The organism is Allofournierella massiliensis (assembly GCF_004345265.1).
Taxonomy (GTDB): Bacteria; Bacillota; Clostridia; order Oscillospirales; family Ruminococcaceae; genus Allofournierella; species Allofournierella massiliensis.
Genome location: NZ_SLUM01000030.1, coordinates 19,028 through 41,489, shown reverse-complemented (window position 1 = coordinate 41,489; position 22,462 = coordinate 19,028). Strand labels below are relative to the sequence as shown.

10 protein-coding genes are annotated in these 22,462 nt (G+C 52.2%); all 10 read right to left on the bottom strand.

The features are described 5' to 3' along the window. Positions 1–118: 118 nt before the first annotated feature. Positions 119–907 (bottom strand): hypothetical protein, encoded by a 789-nt coding sequence (locus EDD77_RS15045; RefSeq protein WP_058964408.1) that lies wholly within the window; start codon positions 905–907, stop codon positions 119–121. Positions 908–1,020: 113 nt separating this feature from the next. Next, positions 1,021–1,758 (bottom strand): TasA family protein, encoded by a 738-nt coding sequence (locus tag EDD77_RS15040; RefSeq protein WP_058964409.1) that lies wholly within the window; start codon positions 1,756–1,758, stop codon positions 1,021–1,023. A gap of 143 nt (positions 1,759–1,901) precedes the next feature. Then, positions 1,902–2,411: a signal peptidase I gene (locus tag EDD77_RS15035; RefSeq protein ID WP_058964411.1), complete on the bottom strand. Its 510-nt coding sequence runs from the start codon at positions 2,409–2,411 to the stop codon at positions 1,902–1,904. Positions 2,412–2,447: 36 nt separating this feature from the next. Next, positions 2,448–3,065: a hypothetical protein gene (locus EDD77_RS15030; RefSeq protein ID WP_058964413.1), complete on the bottom strand. Its 618-nt coding sequence runs from the start codon at positions 3,063–3,065 to the stop codon at positions 2,448–2,450. A 21-nt stretch (positions 3,066–3,086) separates the two neighbouring features. Continuing rightward, positions 3,087–8,912 carry a BspA family leucine-rich repeat surface protein gene (locus tag EDD77_RS15025; protein ID WP_132587428.1) on the bottom strand — a complete coding sequence of 1,942 codons (5,826 nt, stop codon included), beginning with the start codon at positions 8,910–8,912 and terminating at the stop codon, positions 3,087–3,089. Beyond that, positions 8,909–9,355, bottom strand: a complete 447-nt coding sequence (locus tag EDD77_RS15020; protein WP_058964417.1) for a hypothetical protein — start codon at positions 9,353–9,355, stop codon at positions 8,909–8,911. Before EDD77_RS15020 ends, EDD77_RS15025 begins: the two co-directional genes overlap by 4 nt. 158 nt (positions 9,356–9,513) lie before the next feature. Beyond that, the gene (locus tag EDD77_RS15015; RefSeq protein WP_058964419.1) at positions 9,514–11,349 is read right to left on the bottom strand and encodes an isopeptide-forming domain-containing protein; all 1,836 of its coding nucleotides are present in this window, start codon (positions 11,347–11,349) and stop codon (positions 9,514–9,516) included. Further along, positions 11,342–12,220, bottom strand: coding sequence for a class C sortase (locus tag EDD77_RS15010; RefSeq protein WP_058964421.1), 879 nt, complete (start codon positions 12,218–12,220; stop codon positions 11,342–11,344). Before EDD77_RS15010 ends, EDD77_RS15015 begins: the two co-directional genes overlap by 8 nt. 3 nt (positions 12,221–12,223) lie before the next feature. Continuing rightward, positions 12,224–13,849 (bottom strand): isopeptide-forming domain-containing fimbrial protein, encoded by a 1,626-nt coding sequence (locus EDD77_RS15005; protein WP_058964423.1) that lies wholly within the window; start codon positions 13,847–13,849, stop codon positions 12,224–12,226. 84 nt (positions 13,850–13,933) lie between these two features. Continuing rightward, on the bottom strand, positions 13,934–22,369 hold the full coding sequence (locus tag EDD77_RS15000; protein WP_132587427.1) for an LPXTG cell wall anchor domain-containing protein: 8,436 nt from the start codon (positions 22,367–22,369) through the stop codon (positions 13,934–13,936). Positions 22,370–22,462 lie beyond the last annotated feature (93 nt).

Here is a 22,462-nt window from a genome sequence, read left to right as displayed (position 1 = left end):
ATAAGCCAAGGTAGCACCCACGCTGACCACGGCAACCAGCGCCAGACTGATCGCACCGGTCAAAAATCTTTTATGCTTCATGGTATGTACCTCTTTGTTTTAGTTAATAGGAACACTCTCAGCCTGCTTCGCCAGCAGTGGGGAATGCCCAAGTATCAACCTGCGCCATAACGGCATCACGCATGTCGTTGTATCCAACAGGGGTATAGGTCTCTTCACCTTCTACAACAGTAGTGCTGTATACACCTTCTACTGCATAACCAGTAACAGTAATGGTGGAAGGGCTATTGCCGGCAACAAAGTTATTAATCTCCAATTCCTGGAAAAGATCTTCGGTGCTCTGGCCTGCCATCAGCGGCATATTATAAATATAGATGCCATTACCCATTTGGGTATTGTCCGTTACGTTAGTATAGTTATAGCCACCCTCTGGTTTTTTCGTTACTTTGACCCACTCACCAGCGACCGCGTTGTTTTCCAGTGTATCATCAATTACATCAGTGAACTTCAGAGTGGTGGCTCCCTGAGTCGTATTAAATCCATCTACCTTTGCTACGATCCAAGAATATTTCACTTCACAGGCACCAGAAATATGGAACTGAGGGTCTTTGTCCATAGTAGAAGTGTCGATCAGATTCTTATAGTCATTTTCCTTTACACGAACTACCGGATGCTCTGGATCATTCGAGGTAATCTCTACATAATCGCCAAGATTAACACCGCTGGTCTCCTGCTTTACAGGAGCCTCATCCAGGATTACATCACCAGTCTTATACCCTTTGCCTACAGTAAAAGTATTGGTAACAGGGTTAGACCCCCGGCTCAGCAGGGCCAGAGTGCCACCTACTGCTACTGCGCCTACCAGGGCAATGCAAGTGACCATCGTTGCCATATTCTTGCGTTTCATTGTTCAAAACTCCTTTTCACTGTTTTTAAATCCCCTCCGGATGGCTACCCATCGCAGATTTATTGGGGAATTGTTCCATACTATTGCTTGATTTTCTCAGCGTATGTATCCGCTCACGGCTCGGGAGTGGCAGTGGGGCCAGCCAGTACCTTTTCGGCTTCTACCTGTGCCTGCTGCCAGGTCAGGTTCGCTTCCTGCACCGCAACGCCACGAACCGTCACTTCATCCAGACCCTTCAGATTCTCATTGTGCTGGCCGTTTTCCACAGTGCTGCTGTACTTCACGTAGTTGAACATGGCATCGTAAGTATAGCCGTCTTCGCCGCCGCCGGGAGTCATGGGCTGAATGCCGCCTTCTGCCCAGCTGTCCTTGATACCGTAGATGTACAGGCCATCCAGACCAGCATCCTGATCATCGCCGAAATCGGCAACCTTCTGCCAGCTGTCGCTCAGGTTGGATGCCGGCTCCGGAACATTGTTCAGGTCGGTATCGCTCACCACAAAGCCTGCCTTTACTAGTGCATCCAGACCCTTTACTTCTGCAAACACATAGCTGTCGGCAGAGCCCTTGGTCAGGTGGAAGGTGGGGTCTTTTTCCACAACAGATCCGGGCATCAGCTCGGTATATTGGTTGCCTTTCTCAGTGCGCTCCGGCCCATCTGGATCTGTTACATTCTTCTCATCCAACCACAGGCCAACGTGATCGCCATCTTCCGTATAACCAACGCCCACGTTGAAGGTGTTGGTTACGGTGTTGGACTTATCGCTCAGATAAGCCAGGGTGCCACCGATGGCAACTACGCCTACCAGAGAGGCAGACACAACCGCCATCATCAGCTTCTTTTTCTTCATGATCGTTCCTCCTTTGGTACATACCGGGCGCCGCTGCGTCCGTGTTCTTCCTTTGTCTGTTTCCAGAAACGCTGTTTTCTAAACTGCCACTATCCTACCATGCAAGACTTAAAGCCCGCCTAAAAAACCGCCCTTCAATTTTGTTATTTTGCCGGTTCGGTTTTTTCTTCCTCTTCCTCATCATTGGAGAAAATTTCGGGGATAAAGGTAAGCAGAATAATCGCAATCAGCGTTCCACAGATGGCAAAAATGCCGGTTTGGGTGCGGATGTTCATGCTGATATATCCAAGATACGGCAGATGAAAATCCATTTTGCCAACGATCCGGTCGAAGATGATCTGACCATCCGGGTCTTGGTTCGCGTCGCCCTGGGTAACCAGATAGCCTTCGTCCGGGTTGACTTCCACCACCCGGTGGGTGACCATGGTATCACCTTCCAGCTGATAGGTGACCACATCGCCCACCTGCAGGGTGGAAGGCTCCACCTCTTTTACATAGATCAGGCTTCCCACCGGGATGGTGGGCTGCATGCTGCCGGTAAGCACGGCCAGCTCTGTGTAGCCCAGAATCACGGGCACAATGAGCACCGCAGCCAGCGCAAGCAGCACCACCATCAGGATGGTTGAAAAGAAGCCGCAAATTTTTTGAAGCATGCAACCAGTTCCTTATCCGATTTCTTTTTGCACATATTATGGCGTTACCGCATTTGCTGCAGAGGCCGCCTCGAAAGATTTCGTTACCATGTTCAAATCAACCGTTCCATTCGGCTGTTCCGGTTTGTTGATGGCCAGTACGCTTTCGTGATAGACGGTAATGTTGAACCCGGCAAGGAACTTCTGATCGTTCGCCAGCTCACTGCCGAACACAACTTCGGTCAATAGCTTATCGGTTTCTCCATCTTTGGGTAATACGCCCAGATAGTAATAGAAGTCATCCTTCTCCGTTTCTCCTGTAGCCTGCTTCCAGGTTGTGCTGTTTGGCATTACCAGATAGACCTTGTTTGCAGCTATTCCTGCGTCAGAAGGTACACTGCCAACAATTCCCACCTGATCTTTTTCCACGCCGGATACCATGATCCGGGCGCGGACGTAGGCATCGGAGGGGCCTTTGTTGGTGATGGATACCTGTTTTGTTCCATCACCACCAACGCCTTCTTCAATCTCCGTGTCGATGCTTGCAGCGGTGAAGCTGTTGATGACCGAATTGGAGGAAACCGCCATCAAAGCCAGAGTGCCGCCCACCGTGACCAGCGCCAGAGCCAGAACGGCGATGCACAGTTTCGCATGGGTTTTAAAAAACTTTTTCATGTTTCATCGCTCCTTTCCGGTTTAGTCGCTGGTGGTGGTTTGGGGAAGTTCTTGACCCAGCTCCTTCTTCTGTTCGAAGGTCAGAGTAAACTGGTTATCATCATTCTTCTGCATACCATTGATCACGGCACTGCTGTCGTTGGGGATATTGCTGCTGGCCACAGTATTTTCGAAAACAATATCTGTTGTATTTAGAGCTGAAATCCAAATTTGTATATCAGAGCCCTTCCCCTTTGATTCACCATCCACTGTGATATTCGCTTCGTCGGCATTGAAATTCAAACCATCCAACTCCGTCACAGTATAGTCACCGACCGGCAGGGTAAGATAGGCAGTCGTTCCGTCTAATGTGGCAGATCCGCTTCCCGCAACATGCATATACCAAACATCTCCGGCTCCATTTGTGATGCGGAAATTGAATTCACCACTTCCGGAATCTCCTGCTATTTGTTTTTCAATGGTCAATGTTCCTTCCTGCGGGATCTCTGTGTACTTCCAGACCGCATACAACGTAACCACCTGATTCTTTTCTGTAATCAGACCAGCCGCACTTTCCTGATCCTCCTTTACTATGTTGCCACCAGGCGTCAAGGCCCATCCCAGAAAAGAACAATCTTCCGGCGCAGTGAATGTGTTTGCAGTCAATGTTCTGGTATCATCAACAGTCACATTTTCCATGTCTTTCATCGTACCTGAGCCACCGTTGGCATTAAACTTGATCGTACCAGTAAATGCCTGCCAGCTTCCGGTGTAGGTAACAACCACCTCTTCTTTATCGCGGAACTGTTCGGTAAGCAGTTGTCCACTGGAGCTGATTGAACAGTTGTTTTCTGCATTTGTATACACGCCATCCGCATCAGTATCTGTCAACGGAATATTCTGACCAGCTATACTCAGGCTCGGCGTCCAGCCGGTAAAGATATAATATTTCACCGCATTTTCCGGGATTTGTGCAACGATATGATTTTCCCCTACCAGTACCGACTTAGGCGAAATAATAGCTGCATTCACTTCATCAATCTTAGGCGCTCCAGATGGGACCTTGCCATCATATTGATATTTCACGGTGATGAAAGGTGCCTTATCCTTATCCAATGTCCAGGTGCCAACCAGTACCAGATTGGAAGCCGGCATTTTCAGTTCCTCTCCCGGAGCGACCGTCTGCGATCCACCTTCATTATCAATATAGGTCCAACCAGTAAAAGTATAATAATCATACGCCGTTACTGGTTTCTGCTCAACGGAAATCATCTCTCCCGCTTCGTAAAGACCCGAAGCAGGCAGCTCGGCATCCGGCGGCACATCGCCCACAAATTGATAGCTCAAACTATACTCTTTCGGATCGGGCACTTCTCCTTCCTTATAGTGATCCCAAAGACGATAGTAATTGGATTGCGCCGAAGCGGTGTTGTTGCTGCCGTAAGCAATACCATCCCAGTAACAATAACCGGTTTCTTTATCGAAGGCCTTCGATTCATTGGTGCACCAAACCGTGACCTCGAACTCACACCCGGCGTACAGGTCGCTGAACGAAGCATACAAGGTCTTACTTTCCGTGTCGTAATACGGTTCCGTTACAACGCGACCTCCCATAGGGCCTGTGCCCTGCCCGTCAATATATTGCACACTTCCAACATTTACCAGCGTGTAAGACGTTCCATTCTGCTGATTCAGCTGTTCCAATTCCTCGTCGGTCAATACCCTCACATCATTGGGAATGGGGAATTCCACATCAATGCGGCTGCTTCGAGCTCCGGAATCACCTACGTATTTCACATGAATTCGATACTGAAATACAGAGCCGGCAGGTGTTGCATCTTTATGTACAACAATCGTTTCATTAGCAGAATTAATAACCGCATTTTCTTCATTCGCATCATTGGTTTCACCCAAGATTTCAAAAGATTGCGGAGCCGACAATGTTCTGGCGGTATTATTTTCAGCTGCTAACGTAATGATGTTGGCCTTTATTTTTCCTGCCACTTGCGTTACATTTTGCAATGCTGCAGCAATTATTCCGCTCTCAGCAGATGTATTTTCCGTTTCGTCGATCAAGCGCGCGGGCACTTCTTCCTCTACCGGAGTGGACGACTCCTCCTCTGTGGGAGCAGAACCTTCTTCGCCGGTTACCGGGGCGGACAATTCCTCTTCTGTGGAAACAGAATCTTCTTCACCGGTTACCGGGGCGGACGGTTCCTCCTCTGTGGAAGCAGAACCTTCTTCACCGGTTACCGGGGCAGACGGTTCCTCCTCTGTGGAAGCAGAACCTTCTTCACCAGTTACCGGGGTGGACGGTTCCTCCTCTGCGGGAGCAGAATCTTCTTCACCAGTTACCGGGGTGGACGGTTCCTCCTCTGCGGGAGCAGAATCTTCTTCACCAGTTACCGGGGTGGACGGTTCCTCCTCTGTATTAGAGCCTTCTTCATTCTCCGAAACTTCTTCGGATGTTTGTGAAGGATCCCAAGCCTCGCCAGCTACTGTAATTTCAGAGTTTTTCAGTTTTAAGAATTCACTTACCACCGCATTCATGAAGTGATCATTCTCGGTGGGCGCCTGACCAATTTCTAATGTCGCGCCCCCTACACTAGCACCTACACTTTGAGTCGCTACGCCGAACATGTTTGTAATGCTAAAACCATTTTCAAGCGCCTGGATGCCACTCCAAGAAAGATCCAGTTTAGACAATTGGTTGCAATTATAAAACATGGTATCTGTGCTGGTTAGGTTTGGTACTTCCCAATTCCCCAAGTCCACATTTTCCAGAGCTATACAGCTGTTGAACATATTCTGCATTGTTGACAGATTATTAAACCGATATTTCGCTCCTCTTGGTACGGGTTCAATGGGCACACTTTTCAATTTGTAGCAGGAATTAAACATGTCCGCCATCGTCGTGGCTGCATTGGGCTCTTCGGTTGAAAATTTGATAGTTCCAGTTACGGTTTCCAGATTTTCGCAATGATAAAACAGTTCTGCAATAGACTCTGCATTGGAGACATCAAAGTGCTCACCCAATTTCACGCTTTGCAATGCCGTACAGTAATTAAACATGGCCTTCAGATTTGTTACGCTGGATGTATCCACTTTTTCTCCAAAGTCGATCTCAGTCAGCGATTTGCAGGAACTAAACATATATCCCATATTAGTGGCACTGGTCGTATCAAGCTGATCGAACGGTGTAATGGTAGTAAGAGACTGACATCCCGAAAACATGGAGCTAAAATCGGTCACTCTGGATGTGTTAAATTTCTTTCCGAAATCAACGGTTTCCAATTTTGAGCAGCCCAAGAACATATTTTGCATATTCACTACATTTTGCGTGTCAAAGTCATCACCAAAAACAACGATTTCCAATGCTTCGCATTGCTCAAACATTCTATTCATCGGTATGTTAACAGCGCCTTCTTCATAACTGGAACTGCCAAAACCACTCAAATCTACCGTCGTTAATTTTTCATCGCCGATAAACATCGCAAAATAATTTGTGACTTTGGGCGTTTTGAACCTGTCGCCAAACGTAATGCTTTCCAGACTCTTCATCCAGGCAAACATTTGATTCATCTCCGTCACATTCGCCGTATCAAAATCCAAATGTAAAGACTTAAGAGACTTACACTCATGGAACATGAAACTCATGGTAGTGACTTGCGATGTGTCAAAAGTTTCGCCAAATTCTATGGAAGTCAGACTAGTGCACTCTTGGAACATCCAACTCATATTCGTCACCCCGGATGTGTCAAATCCGGACAAATCCAAGTCAATCAGTTTACTTGCCCCCTGGAACATATAAGACACGTTCGTTGCAGCTGAAGTATCGAAACTCTTCAAATTCAAAGTAGTGAGACTAGGACAGCTCGAGAACATCCGGTGGAACGTTGTCACTTTCGATGTATTAAACTTCGCCACATCAATGGCGGTCAGCTTATGACATTGATAAAACATATATGACATATTTGTCACATTAGCAGTGTCAAAATTTTCACCAAATTTAATCTCTTCTAAGCCTTTGCATTCATGAAACATTTCCTGCATGCTAACGGTGTTGCTGGTATCAAGTGCCTCCAAATCTACAGTTTTTAAGTAAGAGGCCGAATATAACCACTGGTACAAACTTTGCGGCGCTTTTACCCCGCCCGGTCCTGCAATGATCAAATCGTATTTTCCTTTGTCTTCCTGATTTTTTACCAGGTAGGCGATGACATCATCCTCCAGCGTAGCACCCACATGACGCGCATAAACCTCCGGAATATCCGGGTCATATATTTCAACCTCTGCTCCAGGGGTCTTTTCATTTACAAATGCATAATTTATATTTTTATCAATTACCTGAACACTGATAATATTGTCCTGGTCAAAAAGTTGGCCATCAATTTCACAACCGGAAAAATTCAACCACTTACCACTGCCAACTTTTGCGTTTTCACTCATATTATTCGTGCCAGGCTCATCCACATACACTTCGCCCAGATCCAGTTCCAATTCCACATGCGCCCAGGCAGGTGTGAGCGTCATATTGCCTTCCGGCATGAGAATCACCTCGCCGGAATCATAATGAGTTTCCAGATTTACTTCTCCCGCAGTCACATTCCAGCCGCCAAAACTATTGCCTATGTTGGTCAGATTGTCGCTGCCAGGCATGGTCACAATCTGGTCTCCCATCGCCTGAATCGAGTCCACCGTACCGCTGTTTCCCGTTTCAAAGGTAATGGTATAAAGCTGGCGGTCAATCGTTACCGACGGAATTTGTACCGGTGCATCACTCGTTGTTTCATCAAATGTTCCACTGTACAGCTTTTTCAATTCTGACGCGTCAACAGCAATTTGTTCTTTATGGACATTACAGTCCAGCTCTACTTCCAGAATCAAATCCAGATCCGTCTGCTGGCACAGCTTATTTACTTTGACCCCTACACTTTTGCCATCTTCCGCAATTTCAAACTCAATCTCTGTGGAATGATTGCTGCTTTCAAATCGAGCGCCTTTAATTTCCGTTACCACGGTCTGATTGCTGTTCAGGCTAAGGATAAATCCTGTGTCTCTGTAGTGCTCATGCAAAACAGCTTCCAGTGTATCCGCCACTCCCTGGCGATACAGCGCACCATCCGTCTCACAATAAGCCGCCACAACAGGCTGATTTGCGTTGGCCGGTGTATATTCAGTTGCATATTCTGCAAGCAGCTCATTGGGCGCATCACAGCCGTATTGCCAGGTAATCAGCGCATCGCCATCCTCATTCAGAGTATTCTTCAGCTTCTGCAGCTCGCTTTCTATCGCACTTTTATCAGCGGAACCTAAGTAGCTGCCCAACACCCAAAACACCACAGTGGGATTATTGTTGTTGCTTTTGGCCTTCGACACTTCAGCAATCGCCGCATTCAAGCCCTTAGTGGCATCTGCAGTTCCCTGCCCTTCTACTGCATTGATGTTGTTCAACGCATTCAGCAGACCTTCGCGCGTCCTGATTCCCGAAAGATTCTGGGTTACTTCCTGCTGATAGGTAATAATCTGCAGCGTAGAGGCAAACTCTTCCTCATTCTCAAAAAGGGACTCAAACGCTTCATTGCCCACCAGATACTTGAACTGCTCCATGGAGCCACTGCCCTGCCAGGAAACATCCACCAAAAATATCACATTATATGCAGGCGGAGCGATACCATCACGATGATATGTTACCGTCGCGGTTTCTCTTTCCGTCGAGCCATATTCAACCGATGGCACAAAATCGACTTGACTCACTACTCCACCTTGCTGATCTTCTCCCCGCGCAAATGCAGAAATCGGAACCGATGTGGTCAACATCAATCCCGTCAACAATGCGGCAACGGATTGTTTTACCCAGTGTTTCATTGCGATACCCCTCCAGTTTCTGAGCACATTGCAGCAGATGCCAGCAACACCATAAGCTCTGTTATACTGTTAAACTGACCCTCTTTTTGCTTCTCTTTCCAGAAGACTTCCCCTTGCCAGGTGTTGAATTGCCGCCGTACAATCACTATCCAAAACGTTTCCTTCTTGCCTTGCTCGGTTCGAATCTCTTCATGATTTCTGGGGACTTCAACCAGATGATTTCCCACCCGTTCAGATACTCTTTTTCCGCGGAATCTTTCCCAGGCTTCTGGCACTCCAATCTGGTTGCAGAGTTCGTTAATTTGAAAGATCAGATCATCCAGATTTTGAAACATCAGTGGGCCACTCAGATACCGATGATACAGTCTTCCTTTACACACTCCATCCTCCGTGTTATCCATGCAAACACTATAGAAATCCGTCGCTCTTTCCCACGGTATCATTTTGGTGCCTCCTTCTATTGTTTTCTTTATTATTCCACACGGGGCGTTACACAAGCGTAACACTTGCCGCTTCTTTTTCAATATTCACTGCTACTTACTTTTTCTCAAACAAAAACCAGCAAGAAACCCGCCGGGCAGGCTTCTTGCTGGTCAAACAGCTACTTCTGTTTTTTCTTCTCGTATGCCTTGTAAATCGTGATGGAAACAATTCCAATACAGCCCACAAGCAGAATAGTCAACCAGCCATACAAAGCAGTGTCGCCTGTTTGCGGCAGGAATGGAATTCGAATTGGTTTATCCACTTGATCTGACGGCGTTTGCGGCAGAACAGGCGAATCCGAGTCTTCGGCCGGGCCTGTGTTTTCCTCCCAAACGAGGACAAACGGAGAAAAGCCACCGGGTTCAGCAGTAAAGCGAATTCCCTGAAGCGTATTCTCAATAAAAACTTTTTCCGGCTCGACCGCCATAATATCTTCCAGATTATAGCCAGATTCCATCGCGTCATCCGTGCCATCCCGGTGCAATCCCCGGAAATGCCAAAGCGTAAAGGATGTATTCGCATCGGTTCCTTCCGGATAACCCCAATAAACTTCAACCGGATTAGAAGCCATAACCCAGGCATTGCCGTTGTTCATATCCACCAAGTCCAGATATTGGCTTTGGAAGTGCCTCGTGGCTCCCGGCTCAAGTTCCGGCATACATTCATCCGCCTGTGCTTCCAACAGCGACTGCCGGTCATACACTTCATTCATGATGTCATCAAACAGCAGGCCCACATCCATTTCGGTAGAATCGCCGTGCAGATTCTCTAATTCAATGTCCGTTTCATTCAAGGTGTAGGTTGTTCCTTCCGGAGCAACCACAACACCTACTCCTGCTGGAATCTCAGGAATCGTTTCCTCCTGCGCAAATACACGGGTCACAGGATTTTCCGGGTTGCTGATGATAGATTCTCTTTCCACACCTCGAACCGTTAATTCAGCCGTCCCACGCTGTATAGGATAAAAAACAGACCCCTCTTCACTGGTAACATATGCCACAAGCACTTCGCCTTCACTGAGCGGAATGCCTGTGGTATACATTTTATAGAGCTCTTCTTCCAGCTCCGGCTGAAATTCATCCATTTGTACCGGTTCTCCGTCCGCATAATACTGAACATGGAAATTTTCATCCGTGCCATCCTTGCGGTCAAGGCGGTAGCACACATTTCCCTCTTCATCCTTACCGATTTCCACTGGCGTCCACTCGAATCGCTTGCCGGGGTTACCGGTATAGTTGGGGTCATCATGATACAGCAATGTCAAATCTTCCACAGCCACACCCTCAGGAGCTTCGATCACAAACATCGGTTTCGGCAGAGAAGTGGTTTGCACACCGCCAACCGCGTCATAGCCTTCATTGCCGCCCATGTAAATGGTCACATTGCAGGGCCGAAGCCGGATGCTCTGATAATCGAATTTCGGTACTGCGGTCAACGTATATTCCAGTTTGCCGTTCACAATGGTGGGAATATCCACCAGAAACGGGTCCAGCGAACAGGCACGGTTCGCCACATCGACCTGCGTTCTGACCACCAGGTACAACGCCGGCTCCAGCTGAGAAAAGGTCAAGTCACCATTCCTGTCTGTGATTTTCGTAGTGGACAACAGCTCTGGCTGTTCCTGAGCAAACGCCGCCAGCTCCTGAGCTGCCTGACGACGCGCATTGTCGTCAAGGTTCGCCCAGTCGTACTGGAAGGAAGAAAATTCCTCTGTTGTTTTGTAAGTCAGTATGGCCGGGCTTTCCTGCACAGTAATATCTGCGATTTTTACAATGGCATATGTGTCGTTCGCAAGTGGAATAGACCTACCATCCACATTCACATGGCAATCCAGTTGAAGGCTTCCCATCAGCTGCTGCGCATACACCGGTCGCTGGAAGGATGCCAACAGCATTACTATCAGAAGAAGAATGATCCAACAGCGATTTTTTGAGGAAATCCTGTTGCTATTCATGTTGCTGTTTCCTCCTTTTCACAAAACCTGCAAGCGCAATTACGATCCAGCGCAGCAGCAAAATCACCACAAGCACAGCGGCTCCGGTAAGCATGTGCCGATACTGAATCGGCATACGCTGCCAGAAAGAAAGCGTCTCCGCCGTTTCTTCCTGGTATTGCTGCGGATCATAAGGTGTGCGCACGCCGCGCACCAGCAGCCGATGAGAGTTGATCCCGTAAGGTGTACAGGTAATCAGTGTCACATAATCCTTTTCTTCTTCAATGGCCAGTGCGTCCATCTCCGAAGGGAGTACGGTCAGAATCTGATCCACTGTATAACACAATGTCTGATTCAGCACACGAATATAAAAGATGTCGCCCACTTCCAGCTTGTCCAGATCGGTGAACAGGCTGCGGGTGGGCAGGCCCCGGTGGCCGGACAGCGCCGCATGGGTGGACTCGCCCCCTACCGGCAGGGAGGTGTTCTGCAGATGGCCCACGCCAACCTGCAGAACTGCCTCCTCAGTGCCATGATAGATGGGGATGGTGGTGTTCAATTTGGGGATCTCGATGTAGCCCATCATGCCGGTGGAATCCACATTGAGAAGATCCCAGTAGCTCTCCGGGGTAATCGGATTTCCATTGTCATCGCTGAGCGGAGCCTGCCCGGCACTGGCGCCCGCCAGCTGGCGGTTGTATCCCTGCGCCTGAGCCAGCAGCTGATCCAGCCGGGCCTGCTCGGCACGAGCGACCGTATCGTCATAGGAAGAGGTGACCCGGCTGCTATTTCGCTCGGCAAGATACTCACTGAGGGAGGGATAGGCCAGAACGCCAATGCCCACCAGGATCACCAGCACCCGGACCAGCCGCCACAGCGTATCTTTTTTCATGGATTACTCCTGCTCGGACTTCTTTTTGCGGGGCGCCAGCACGCCGGCCAGCACGATGGCCACACCGGCGGCGGTCAGGCTGATGGTGCCGATGCTACCGGTCTCGGGCAGCTCGATACCCTTCTTGTTCTCCACGTCCACGGTGGTGCCGTCATCGCCGGTCGCAGCCTCACCATCCACGGTGATTTTGGCTTCGCCGGTCTCCTCATTGGTCATTTCGATCTTAATCTCGATGGGGGCCTTCAGCTTGTTGTAGCCCTCGGGAGCGGCCACCTCGTGCAGGTAGTAGGTGCCGGCTTCCAGGCCGGAGATGGTGATGTCGCCGACCTCAGTGGTGGTGAAGGAGTTGACACCAACCTCGTCAGGCTTGGCCACGCGGTATCCGTCCTCTGTGGCAATCAGTTCGACAACCTGTTCGCCGGCCTTATCGGTGGTCAGCTTGAACTCAGCGCCGGCCAGGTTACCAGTAATGCCACCGGCCTCAGTGGACCACTTATTCACATCGATCTCGTAAGTAAAGACATCGCTTTCGTCGGGGGTGGACTCACCCGTGGTACCAGTGGTGGGATCGTTGCTGTACTCCACCTTAACAGTGTTCAGAGCGGGATTGCCAACAACAGCACCCTCAGTGATCATGGCTTTGTAGGTGACCACGATGGCCTTGCCGATGTCTTCAGCCTCGGCGGCCTGGGTAACAGACTTCAGATTGGTAAACTCCACCTTCAGTACGTTGCTGTGGAGAGAAACAGTATAACCGGTGACGGTCTCACCGTCGATGGTGACGGTCAGACCGTCAATCGTAAGATTATCACCATCAACAACATCGGCTCCAGTGTTGTCTACGACCTTCAGGCCGTTGGACAGGGTATCGTTGAAGGCGAAGTAGAAGGTGGTGTAATCGCTCATATCGGGCACAGCGGAGGTCAGGGTAAAGGTGACCACATCGCCAACCTGGGCGCTGCCGTTATCGGCTGCGCCATTGCCACCTTCGCCGTCGGTGTCAACCTTCTTGTCCACCGTGGGGAAGGTACTCTTCATGGCCCACTCGGCATTTGCGTCAGTGGGCACGTTCACCAGCATGGCGTCGGTACCGCGGTTGCCGGTGCCGGTGGAGCCGCCCTCGGGATACACCAGGTAGTAGCCGGCCTTCAGCTGAGTGAAAGTCTCCTTGTCGGCAACAGCAGGAGTCTCATCATCAGAAGTGATCACGGCAAAGTCAGTGCTGTGATTCCGCACCCAGGCCTGCGCCTTGTCGGCAAGGGTTTTCACCTCAGCGCTATCGGCAGTCATCCCTTCCAGATAAGCGCGCACATCATCCGCGTCGATATCGCTGTCATCGTCCTGATCGGTCAGGCCCATGCCGCCAGCCTCTGTGTTAGCGGTGAAGAACTCCAGCCAGTTCTCCGTATTGACCAGCTCATAGTTATCGAAGGTGTTGCTGCTGCCGCCTTCGGTCACACGGGCATCAAACATCTGGACGGCATAAACCTTCTTATTGTCCAGAGTGTCGCCTGTGACAACCAGGGTGCGGTCGCCGCCATTGCCCGCTGCAAAAGCGGGGAAGCTCATGCCCATCGTCATGGCAGTTGCCAGTGCAACCGCTGTTGCGCGCTTCATTTGCTTTTTCATTCTTCACATTTCCTTTCGTTTTCTTTTTTGGGTTTTGGTTCAAGGGTGTATGGCGGTCGAAAACCGCCGCGGACAGTCAAAGAACTACTGCGCCCCCCTTCTACGGGTACGGCGCTTACCCAGCGCCACCCCCAGCAGGAGGATTCCTACCCCGACCACCACAAACAGGCTGTCGCCCGCACCGCCGGTGTCCGGCAGCGGAATGTTCAGCTTGTTGGTGACGGTCAGTTCATAATCGCCTGCATGGTTGGGGTCGTAGAATTCGTAGCTGACCGTGTATCCGGCCGGCACGTTCTCTTCCTTCACCGTGTAGACGTAGTAGGCTGTGATGGTTTCTTCGTAGTCCAGTACACCGTTTCCATTGGCATCCTCGTACTTATACAGGGGCACATTCTTCAGCACAGTACTCCAAACCGCAGACCAGGGGCCATCCTGGTCCGCAGAAGTCAAGGTGACCGATTTATAGGTTTCTGTTGCGCCGATTGGCGTGCCATCGGCATTATATTCTTGCCGGCAGATGGTAAGGGTGATGCTGTCCGGACGGGTCTGGCCGAAGTTGAACCAGTCGTCCCAGACCTTGTGGATGGTCAGGTCCACATTCTCGTAGCAGGGGTCGGCGTTTACGCCGGGCTCCGGCACAAGGGTGGGCGGGTTGTCCGGGGAAGCAGCATTCCGCATCAGCACCGCCTGAGCGTCGCTGATATAGGCATTCAGCTCCCGTGTGGCGGTGGTTTCACCTTCGTCATTTTCGCCGACCTCATCGGCACCTTCCAGCGCCTTGAACATGTCGTAGACGCTCAGCTCCTTACCGGTATCCAGCACATCTTCAAAGGAGTTGATGTGCTGGATCACATAACGGTTGTAGACCGGGGCTTCTTGCGGATATTCCACTGCAGCAGCACCGATCGGATTGCCGCCGTTTGTGTTGATGTTGGTCAGTGCCGCTTCCAGCGGACGATAGATGGAGTACGTATTTCCTTCACCTTCGATAGAGGCAATGGTGTTGAACCAATACACGGATTTCAGATCGTTGTAACCGGTAAACGGCCCTACCTTTTGGGCTGTTCCGCGCACCGTATCGCACAGCACCATCTCCGAGTTGCTGATCTTGCCCTCGTGGTTGTAGCCCACAAAGCCGCCGGCCATGCCGTTTGCATGGGTGCCGTCTGTATCCTGGGTGGCGCCGCCGGCAAACACGTCGTAGCCATTGGCCACACCGGTGACGGAGCAGTTGTCCAGCTCGGTGCGGTTGCCCTTGATGAGGTTGATCTCCACGTTTTTCAGATCGTCCTCGTTCACGCCATCTTCCGTGCAGGGCAGGCGAATCGCGGAATCGCCGATGGTGATGATGGCCACGTCGGTCTGCTGGTTGGGGTTATCCGATTGTTTCGACAGGGCCACCGAAATCTGTATGCCCAAAAGATTGACTTTGGCAACATTGCCCTCCCGCAGGACATCCACACTTACAATACCAAGATTGAAATGTGCAAGATTGATACTTTGCAGGCGGTCGCTATCCAGATACAGGGCCTTCACCAGCTCGTTGACCACATACAGCACACCGTTCAGCAAAGGCGAATCCGCCCCCACGCTGACCAGATAGGCCATGTCGGTTTTTCCGATGAAGCCGCCGGCGATCTGGTCGCTGGTGACCTTTTTCAGATCGGTGACATGGTCATTTTTGATGCGTCCCAGGTCGCTGTAACCCACGAAGCCGCCAGCAATGGGTTCCTTGCCGCCCATAGCCTGAATGGTAGCACCTTCCGGAATGCCCGCCACGATGCTGTCAAACACCTGGGAACCAAAGAGATCGCTCACGCCGGCTCCCAGGGCCAGGAATTTGTTAAGAAGCTCCACGCTGTCCACGTCCACCACGCCGCTCTTACCCATGTGGCCGATAAAGCCACCGGTATAGTTGAGCGCCTGAACGCTGGAGAGACTGGTCACAGCGCCATTCTGGACAGTGCCGTTCATCAGGCCGCCGCCAAAGCCGCCGGCACAGCCGGTCTGGCGGGTTTCTTCATAAATACCTTCGCCAGCGTTTGTGCTGTAAGCCTGAATGGCAAAGCCCTCGGCAACGCCGTGAACTGCCGCATTGTTGATGTAGCAGCGCAGTACGTCCATGGCGTCGATTCTGCCCAGCTGGATCAGTGGGCCGATCACATCTGTGGTGCCGCCATCGGAACCGGTGCCGCCCACTTCGGCCACACCGGCCACATCAGCCATGCCGAAGAAGCCGCCGGCGTACAGGCCGCCCTGCACGCTGCGCAGACCGTTGACCGTCACGCGATAGGTTGTTTGCTGTTCTTCCGTGGTTCCGGCATCTGCTTTCTCCCCGATGGAGGCCGCCTGGACGAATCCGGCAAACCCTCCTGCATAGGGGGCGTACCGGGTTGTGGAACCCTCTTGGTAGGTGCCATCCACCACGAAGCCCCACTGGCTGTCCGCCGGAGAGACGGATGCCTTATGGATGGTGGTGTAGGTGGCGGGCAGCAGATCGACCAGGTCACCCGCTTTATCGATCAGGCTGTTCAGAATACCCTGGAGAATGCCGCTGGAGGCGTTGGTGTTGACGCTGGCCAGGGAAGAAGACGAGGCAACGCCCACATAGCCGCCAACGGCATTGCGTCCGGTGACCCGGCGCAGGCCAGTCACATCGCAGCTGGCGGTGGGGGCAGGGTATTTGCCGGTGCCCACCCAAGTGGCGGAGTCTTTGCCTGCGTTGGGCAGGTCGTTATCGTTGAGCTGGATCTGTGCACCGTAAGCCGCACCGACGAAGCCGCCGGCATAGCCCACGTCATCCCCCGCAGCGGGGGTACCGGTGGCCGTTATCGTCATGCCGGAGGTATAGCCCTGCGCCGAGGAATTGCGGACTGCGGGAACAAAGACTTCCACTACTTGCAGCAGCTTATCGATTTCCAATTTCAAACCGATAATATCCACACCGCCGAAGTCGGCCGCACCGCCGGTTTCCATCCGGCCGCCAAAGCCACCTGCCGCGCCCCGGGCGCTGACCAGCTTCACATCGTAAGCCATGCAGTTGGTCAGCGTGCCGCTGCGCATCAGGCCCACATAGCCACCGGCGTCACCGCCGGGATTGGGCAGCAGCGTTTCCTGCGCGCTGCGCCCGGCCACCACGTTGAAACCATAAATATAGTTGGCCAGCTTTTGGTTCAGTTCTTCCGGGCTCGTCACCGTACCGGCCTGGGCCAGCTCAAAGCCGTAGCCACCGTGCTGGCCGACGTATTCCACCCACTTGTTCCAGGTATTCACATCCAGATTGGCCAGGGGGCCGTACACTGCGGTGTTCTCCTGGGTGGGATACACCACGCTGAGGGCTCCCAGAATATTGTTCACACTGATCAGATTGCCCAGGATATTCAGTCCGCCCACACTGGCGGTGTCAGCAGCCTCCATAAAGCCGGTAAAGCCGCCGGCGTATTCCGCACCGTAAACCGAGCGGATGCGTTCCGCCTTGCAGATGCTGGTGGGACCCGTGTACGGGTTCAGAGCGGTTTTCCAGGGGTCTGTATTCAGTCCCCAGATGCTGCCGCCCATGTTGTGGCCCACATAACCGCCGGCCATGCCGCGCTGGATGCTTTCATCCGAGGCCGCCTGGGCGCGCACCACGCCGCCGCAGGGCACCGCGTCGGTGCTGCTGTTGCGGATGGTCGGCACAAAGGTCTGCAGCAGAGAAGCCAGCGAGGTATCCACGCTGATCAATCCATTCAGAATGCTGGCATCTTCCATGACCCGGGTCACATCGCCGGGCTTCATTTCACCCACATAACCGCCGGCCGCGATCTGGCCGATGATGTACTCGAAGTTGTGGGCGTTGGAGTCCTGGATGTGGCCGCCGTTGATGGCTCCGGCGAAACCGCCGGCCATACCCAGCGCACCGGACGCAGCGCTGGCGGTTGCCAGAACGGAGTAACCGCCGGGACCGCCCGTGACATCGGACTGCTCAATGGTGGTGACCACCACGTTGAGGGCGCTGAGCAGATTGTCCAGGTTGAGAAGATCCCCCAGCACGCTCAGACCGCTGCCCACCGAGGCCGCACTGCCGATGTCCATACATCCGATGAACCCGCCGGCATACCGCCCGCCGGTGACGGCGTAGGCGCTGTTGTTATCAAAGTAGCTGGGCGCATTCACCGCTTCCAGATCATCGGGCGGAGTGACCTTGGTATGTTTCAGATAGGTCACATCGCAGGTGGAGATCTGTGCACCGCTGGCATAGCCGATAAAACCGCCGGCACTGCCGGCATAGACATCGTTCTCGCCCAGCTCGGTGGCAGTGACGGTGAAGCCGTTCTCTGAATAGACGCCCGCATAGGACACATAAGGCACATAAGCCTCGATAACATTCAGCAGATTGGTCAGATTGATGTCCAAACCGCTGCCGCCCAGGATGGAGATACCGCCGCCGACATCGGCCAGCGCGCCGGAATATACCTTGCCGCCGAAGCCGCCAGCATAGGTCTGGCCATTTACAGAGGCGATGTTGTAGACGGCGTAATAATTTTCCTCACCACGGCTCTGGTTATTCACCTTGCCGCTCTGGAAGTCGCCGGCAAATCCGCCGGCCACATCGGCCTGGACATAGCCGCCATTCGTATAAGTGACGGTGCAGTTGGTGTAATCGGGAACCATGGTGCCGATGGTACCCAGCAGGTCATTGACCGCAATCAATGCGCCTTCCGAATCCCTTAAATCACCCAGGTCTGCCAAATCTCCGGTACGGGAGATTCCCACAAAACCGCCGGCATAACCTTGGGCGTTATCCGCGGTCACGCTCTTCAGTTTATCAGCGTGGCAATTGGTCATGTTTGTACTGTTGGAACGAGCAATAAATCCACCCGCCACATATTCCACAGTCGGGGTATCGTGGCCTATGGCTTCCACGATATACCCTTCACCTGCTCCGGAAACCGTGCAGTTCTCCAGTTCCAGCTTGATGCCAGGAATGACATTCAGGAGACCTCCCACCGTAAGCAGATGATCGAGGCCCAACAGGTTCAGACTCAGTCCATTTGTATCGGCCAGACTACCGGGGCCACCAGCGCCCACAAAGCCGCCAGCCATGTTTTCCGCAGACACTTTCTCTAATGCCTGCAGATCCACATTTTTTACAGTACCGCCTACTGCCAGGCCCACTGCGCCGCCGGCATACTCCTTGGCAACCACAGTATATGGCTCGGCCAGCACTACGCCATCCACCGTAAAGCCCAGGAACTCACCCAGACCCACGGTATCGTTGAGCAGGCCACCCACGCTGGCACCACCCAGCGAGCCGGCAATACCGCCGGCATAGTTGCCATTGGCTGTAACCGCCGAAAGCCCTGCCAGTTTGTTGGAACCCTCAGAGGGGCTACCGGTAATGGTGTTCGATTTCCAATAGGTCAACTTGTTCAGATATTCTGCGGTAGCCGGCGTTAACAACAGACCATTGCCATTTCCCACAAAACCGCCTGCATAGTCACCATCGGCATGGACGGTAAGACTAACACTATTAATCTGGCACCCCATAATGGCAGAGGGAGAAACACCCGCCAGAGAGAGCAATGCGGTTGTATCACCGCCGCTGCTCAACAGGCTGCCCAGCAGGTCGGTCACACCGCCCAGCAAAGTGGTGTCATTGGTATTATCTTTGCCCAGGTCGGTGGCCCAGCCAATTGCGCCTACGCCAGCCCAGCCGCCCACATGGCTGCCACTGCCTGTAATAGCGCCCGTCACCGAAAGGCTGCAATCTACGGTATAGCTGTTGGCCAGCGCACCGGCGAAACCGCCCAGATAGCTGCCGCCGGATACGGCATCCCCTCTTTTAGGCGTCCAGCCATTCACATCGCAGTCCAGCATCAGGGTGCCGGTGGTTCCGGCATCCAGAATCCCCAGGCCTTCCTGCAGCATACCCTTGATCTCAGCGTCGCGGGCCAGACCCACAAAGCCGCCGCCGTAGCTTTCCGCCTGTACGGTGTAATCGCTATTTATAACATCACAGTCGATCATCTGGGTGCCGATGATCTGACCGGTAAAACCACCGTTATATTTGGTATCAGACACTCCAACGGTACCCGACAGGCCGGTGACGGTGCAGTCCGTCAGTACAGGGCTTTCATATCCAGTGGGAACCAGCTTATCCAACGGCAGCGCATTTCCCAGCAGAATTGTAATCACATCTCCCAAGCCAAGGCCGGGGATCAAATTCAGAACTCCAGACAGCAATTTCACGAGGACGCCAAGATTCTCCGTCGCATAGCTCGTTGCACCTTCAGAATAGCCCACAAAACCGCCTGTGACAGAGTTGAGATTGTACAGATCAGGACTTATTACATCGCACCCCGTAATCTGTACATTCCCCACTATACGACCAGCCAATGCACCGGTCGCCAGTGCCGTGGGGTCACTTTTACGGGCATCCAACAAATCAGTCAGAATATCTTTCAAACTGACGTCTGCTCCCAACATCCCCAAAATCTCATCCAATATGACGCCGACAATCCAACCTAGTCCTGATGTCAGGTCGTTGATGAGGGTATCCTCTGTCGTGGTCTCACTCGTGGTGGTGTGAATCGTCGGATTTGCAAAACTCAAATTGGATACTACCGTTGCGCCGGTGCTGCCAAAGGATGAGCCGCCTTCTCCCTCTACTTCACCAGTTTCGCTGTGCAGTGTGGCGAAGAAACCAACTCCCATACGTTTCCCCACATCCAAAGGGGTATTCTGAAGTACTCTTACATTGGAAATCACAGGCCGACCGGTGGCTGTGATCGTAGTTCCGTTCGTCAGCGTTTCCCCATTTATCGCTTTTGCGCCAATCATGGTGCCGGAAAAGGTAAGCGGCACCCAGTTGGACTGACTGGTATCGCCGTTCAGCTTATTCAGATCGATATCCCGGAAGATGATGTAGTTGCCGTCCGAGGTGTATTTTAGGTCCTGATAGGTGGACTTTACCTCGTTAAACGGCATGTACTCCGGCTTCCCTAACAATCCACCGTCATCTGCACCAATGCTGGGTGTGGCAGTATTTTCTCCTTTGAGGCCCACAATTTCGGCATTATTACTGCTCACAATGGAAAGAATACCTTTCAGAAGATCTCCCAAAATTCCTACCACAGCTCCAACCAGACCGGGATCATCAAAATTCGGATTCCATAATCCGTCCGATTCCTCGCTCTTTAAATATTGGAAATCAAGCGTATCCTCTTCAATATCCTTGTATGTAATACCTGTATCCGAAACACTGGTTGCTTTGAGATCCGCATCGCCCGGATAATAAGGAATCAGTGTTACTTTACGGAAAAGTCCAACCAGAAATTTCACTTCTGTCCGCACAAACAGCATCGGCGCCACCTGGGCGTCAGTGCCGATGGCCGCAAGCTGATGTTCATTGCCAATCAGAATATATTTGGTCCCGTCAATTTCCACATACACCTGACCGATATGCTCACGACCACCCAGCTGAGCCGGGTCTGCCTCACGGGCTTCCACCAGACTCGCAATCATCTGGGGCATCTGCTCGGTAAAGGAGCGGGAAAGTACATAGTGATGGTCAGGGTCATAGGTCACATACGCCTGGGCCCCTTCTTCGTCCTCCGGCTGTCCGTCTGGATACACAAACTGACCTGTACCAAACTGCTCCGGCCAGATATCGTTGCTCATCACCGGCTCTTGGGCTGCATTTTCCGAAGCGATGGTGAGCAGCTGATAGTTGTGGTAAATGTAAATGGTATCTGTCTCTCTGTCATACAGCGGAGCATCCTGTGCTACTTCGTCGGAAAGAAAATGCCCGGTAAAGTCTGCCGGCAGCGTCCAGACGCTCTCCAGCGGGATGTCCTCCATGATCTGATAGTCAGCATCCAGTGCATACAGGACCGGCTGGCCCTGCTCATCCAAGACCGGTTCGCCGCTACCCAGCTCTGTACCATCACCAGTCATTACTGGCTGGCCGCTGCCCACTGCACACAGCTGCTCGTAAGTATACAGAAGGATCACACCGTTCTGATAAACTGCATACCCCTCTGAATTCTCTTCTGGCCGGGTTGTTGCTTCCGGCTGTGTGCTGGCTTCCGGCTGTGTGCTAGCTTCTGGCTGTGCGCTGACTTCCGGCTGCGCACTGATTTCCGGCTGCGCGCTGACTTCCGGCTGCGCGCTGGTTTCCGGTTGCGCGCTGACTTCCGGCTGCGCGCTGGCTTCCGGTTGAGCGCTGGCCTCCGGTTGCGCGCTGACTTCCGGTTGAGCGCTGGCCTCCGGTTGCGCGCTGGCTTCCGGTTGAGCGCTGGCCTCCGGTTGCGCGCTGGCTTCCGGTTGCGCACTGGCTTCCGGCTCCAGCGTGGTCACGGAAGAATCTGTTATATCATCGGCGCTTTCTATCCGCTCAATACTTCCATCCAGTGTTTCCTCTGCACTCATAACAACAGGAATGGGAAACAGTGACGCCTTTACATGAATCGGCGCATATATATTCACTGCAAGAACTGCTGCCAAACCTGCCGCTATGATTCGATATTCCTTTCGCATACGCAACTTCCCCTTAGCTCACTACCTCTGGACTGTCCTTTCCTTCCACACGTTTTTCACATATAAAAATTATGGAACAGAATGGATTCCGTA

Excerpts from the sequence above, each read along its gene's own strand:
- EDD77_RS15030 (WP_058964413.1), bottom strand. The coding sequence starts at position 3,065 with ATGAAAAAGTTTTTTAAAACCCATGCGAAACTGTGCATCGCCGTTCTG.
- EDD77_RS15015 (WP_058964419.1), bottom strand. The coding sequence starts at position 11,349 with ATGAATAGCAACAGGATTTCCTCAAAAAATCGCTGTTGGATCATTCTT.
- EDD77_RS15035 (WP_058964411.1), bottom strand. The coding sequence starts at position 2,411 with ATGCTTCAAAAAATTTGCGGCTTCTTTTCAACCATCCTGATGGTGGTG.
- EDD77_RS15010 (WP_058964421.1), bottom strand. The coding sequence starts at position 12,220 with ATGAAAAAAGATACGCTGTGGCGGCTGGTCCGGGTGCTGGTGATCCTG.
- EDD77_RS15040 (WP_058964409.1), bottom strand. The coding sequence starts at position 1,758 with ATGAAGAAAAAGAAGCTGATGATGGCGGTTGTGTCTGCCTCTCTGGTA.
- EDD77_RS15020 (WP_058964417.1), bottom strand. The coding sequence starts at position 9,355 with ATGATACCGTGGGAAAGAGCGACGGATTTCTATAGTGTTTGCATGGAT.
- EDD77_RS15025 (WP_132587428.1), bottom strand. The coding sequence starts at position 8,912 with ATGAAACACTGGGTAAAACAATCCGTTGCCGCATTGTTGACGGGATTG.
- EDD77_RS15000 (WP_132587427.1), bottom strand. The coding sequence starts at position 22,369 with ATGCGAAAGGAATATCGAATCATAGCGGCAGGTTTGGCAGCAGTTCTT.
- EDD77_RS15005 (WP_058964423.1), bottom strand. The coding sequence starts at position 13,849 with ATGAAAAAGCAAATGAAGCGCGCAACAGCGGTTGCACTGGCAACTGCC.
- EDD77_RS15045 (WP_058964408.1), bottom strand. The coding sequence starts at position 907 with ATGAAACGCAAGAATATGGCAACGATGGTCACTTGCATTGCCCTGGTA.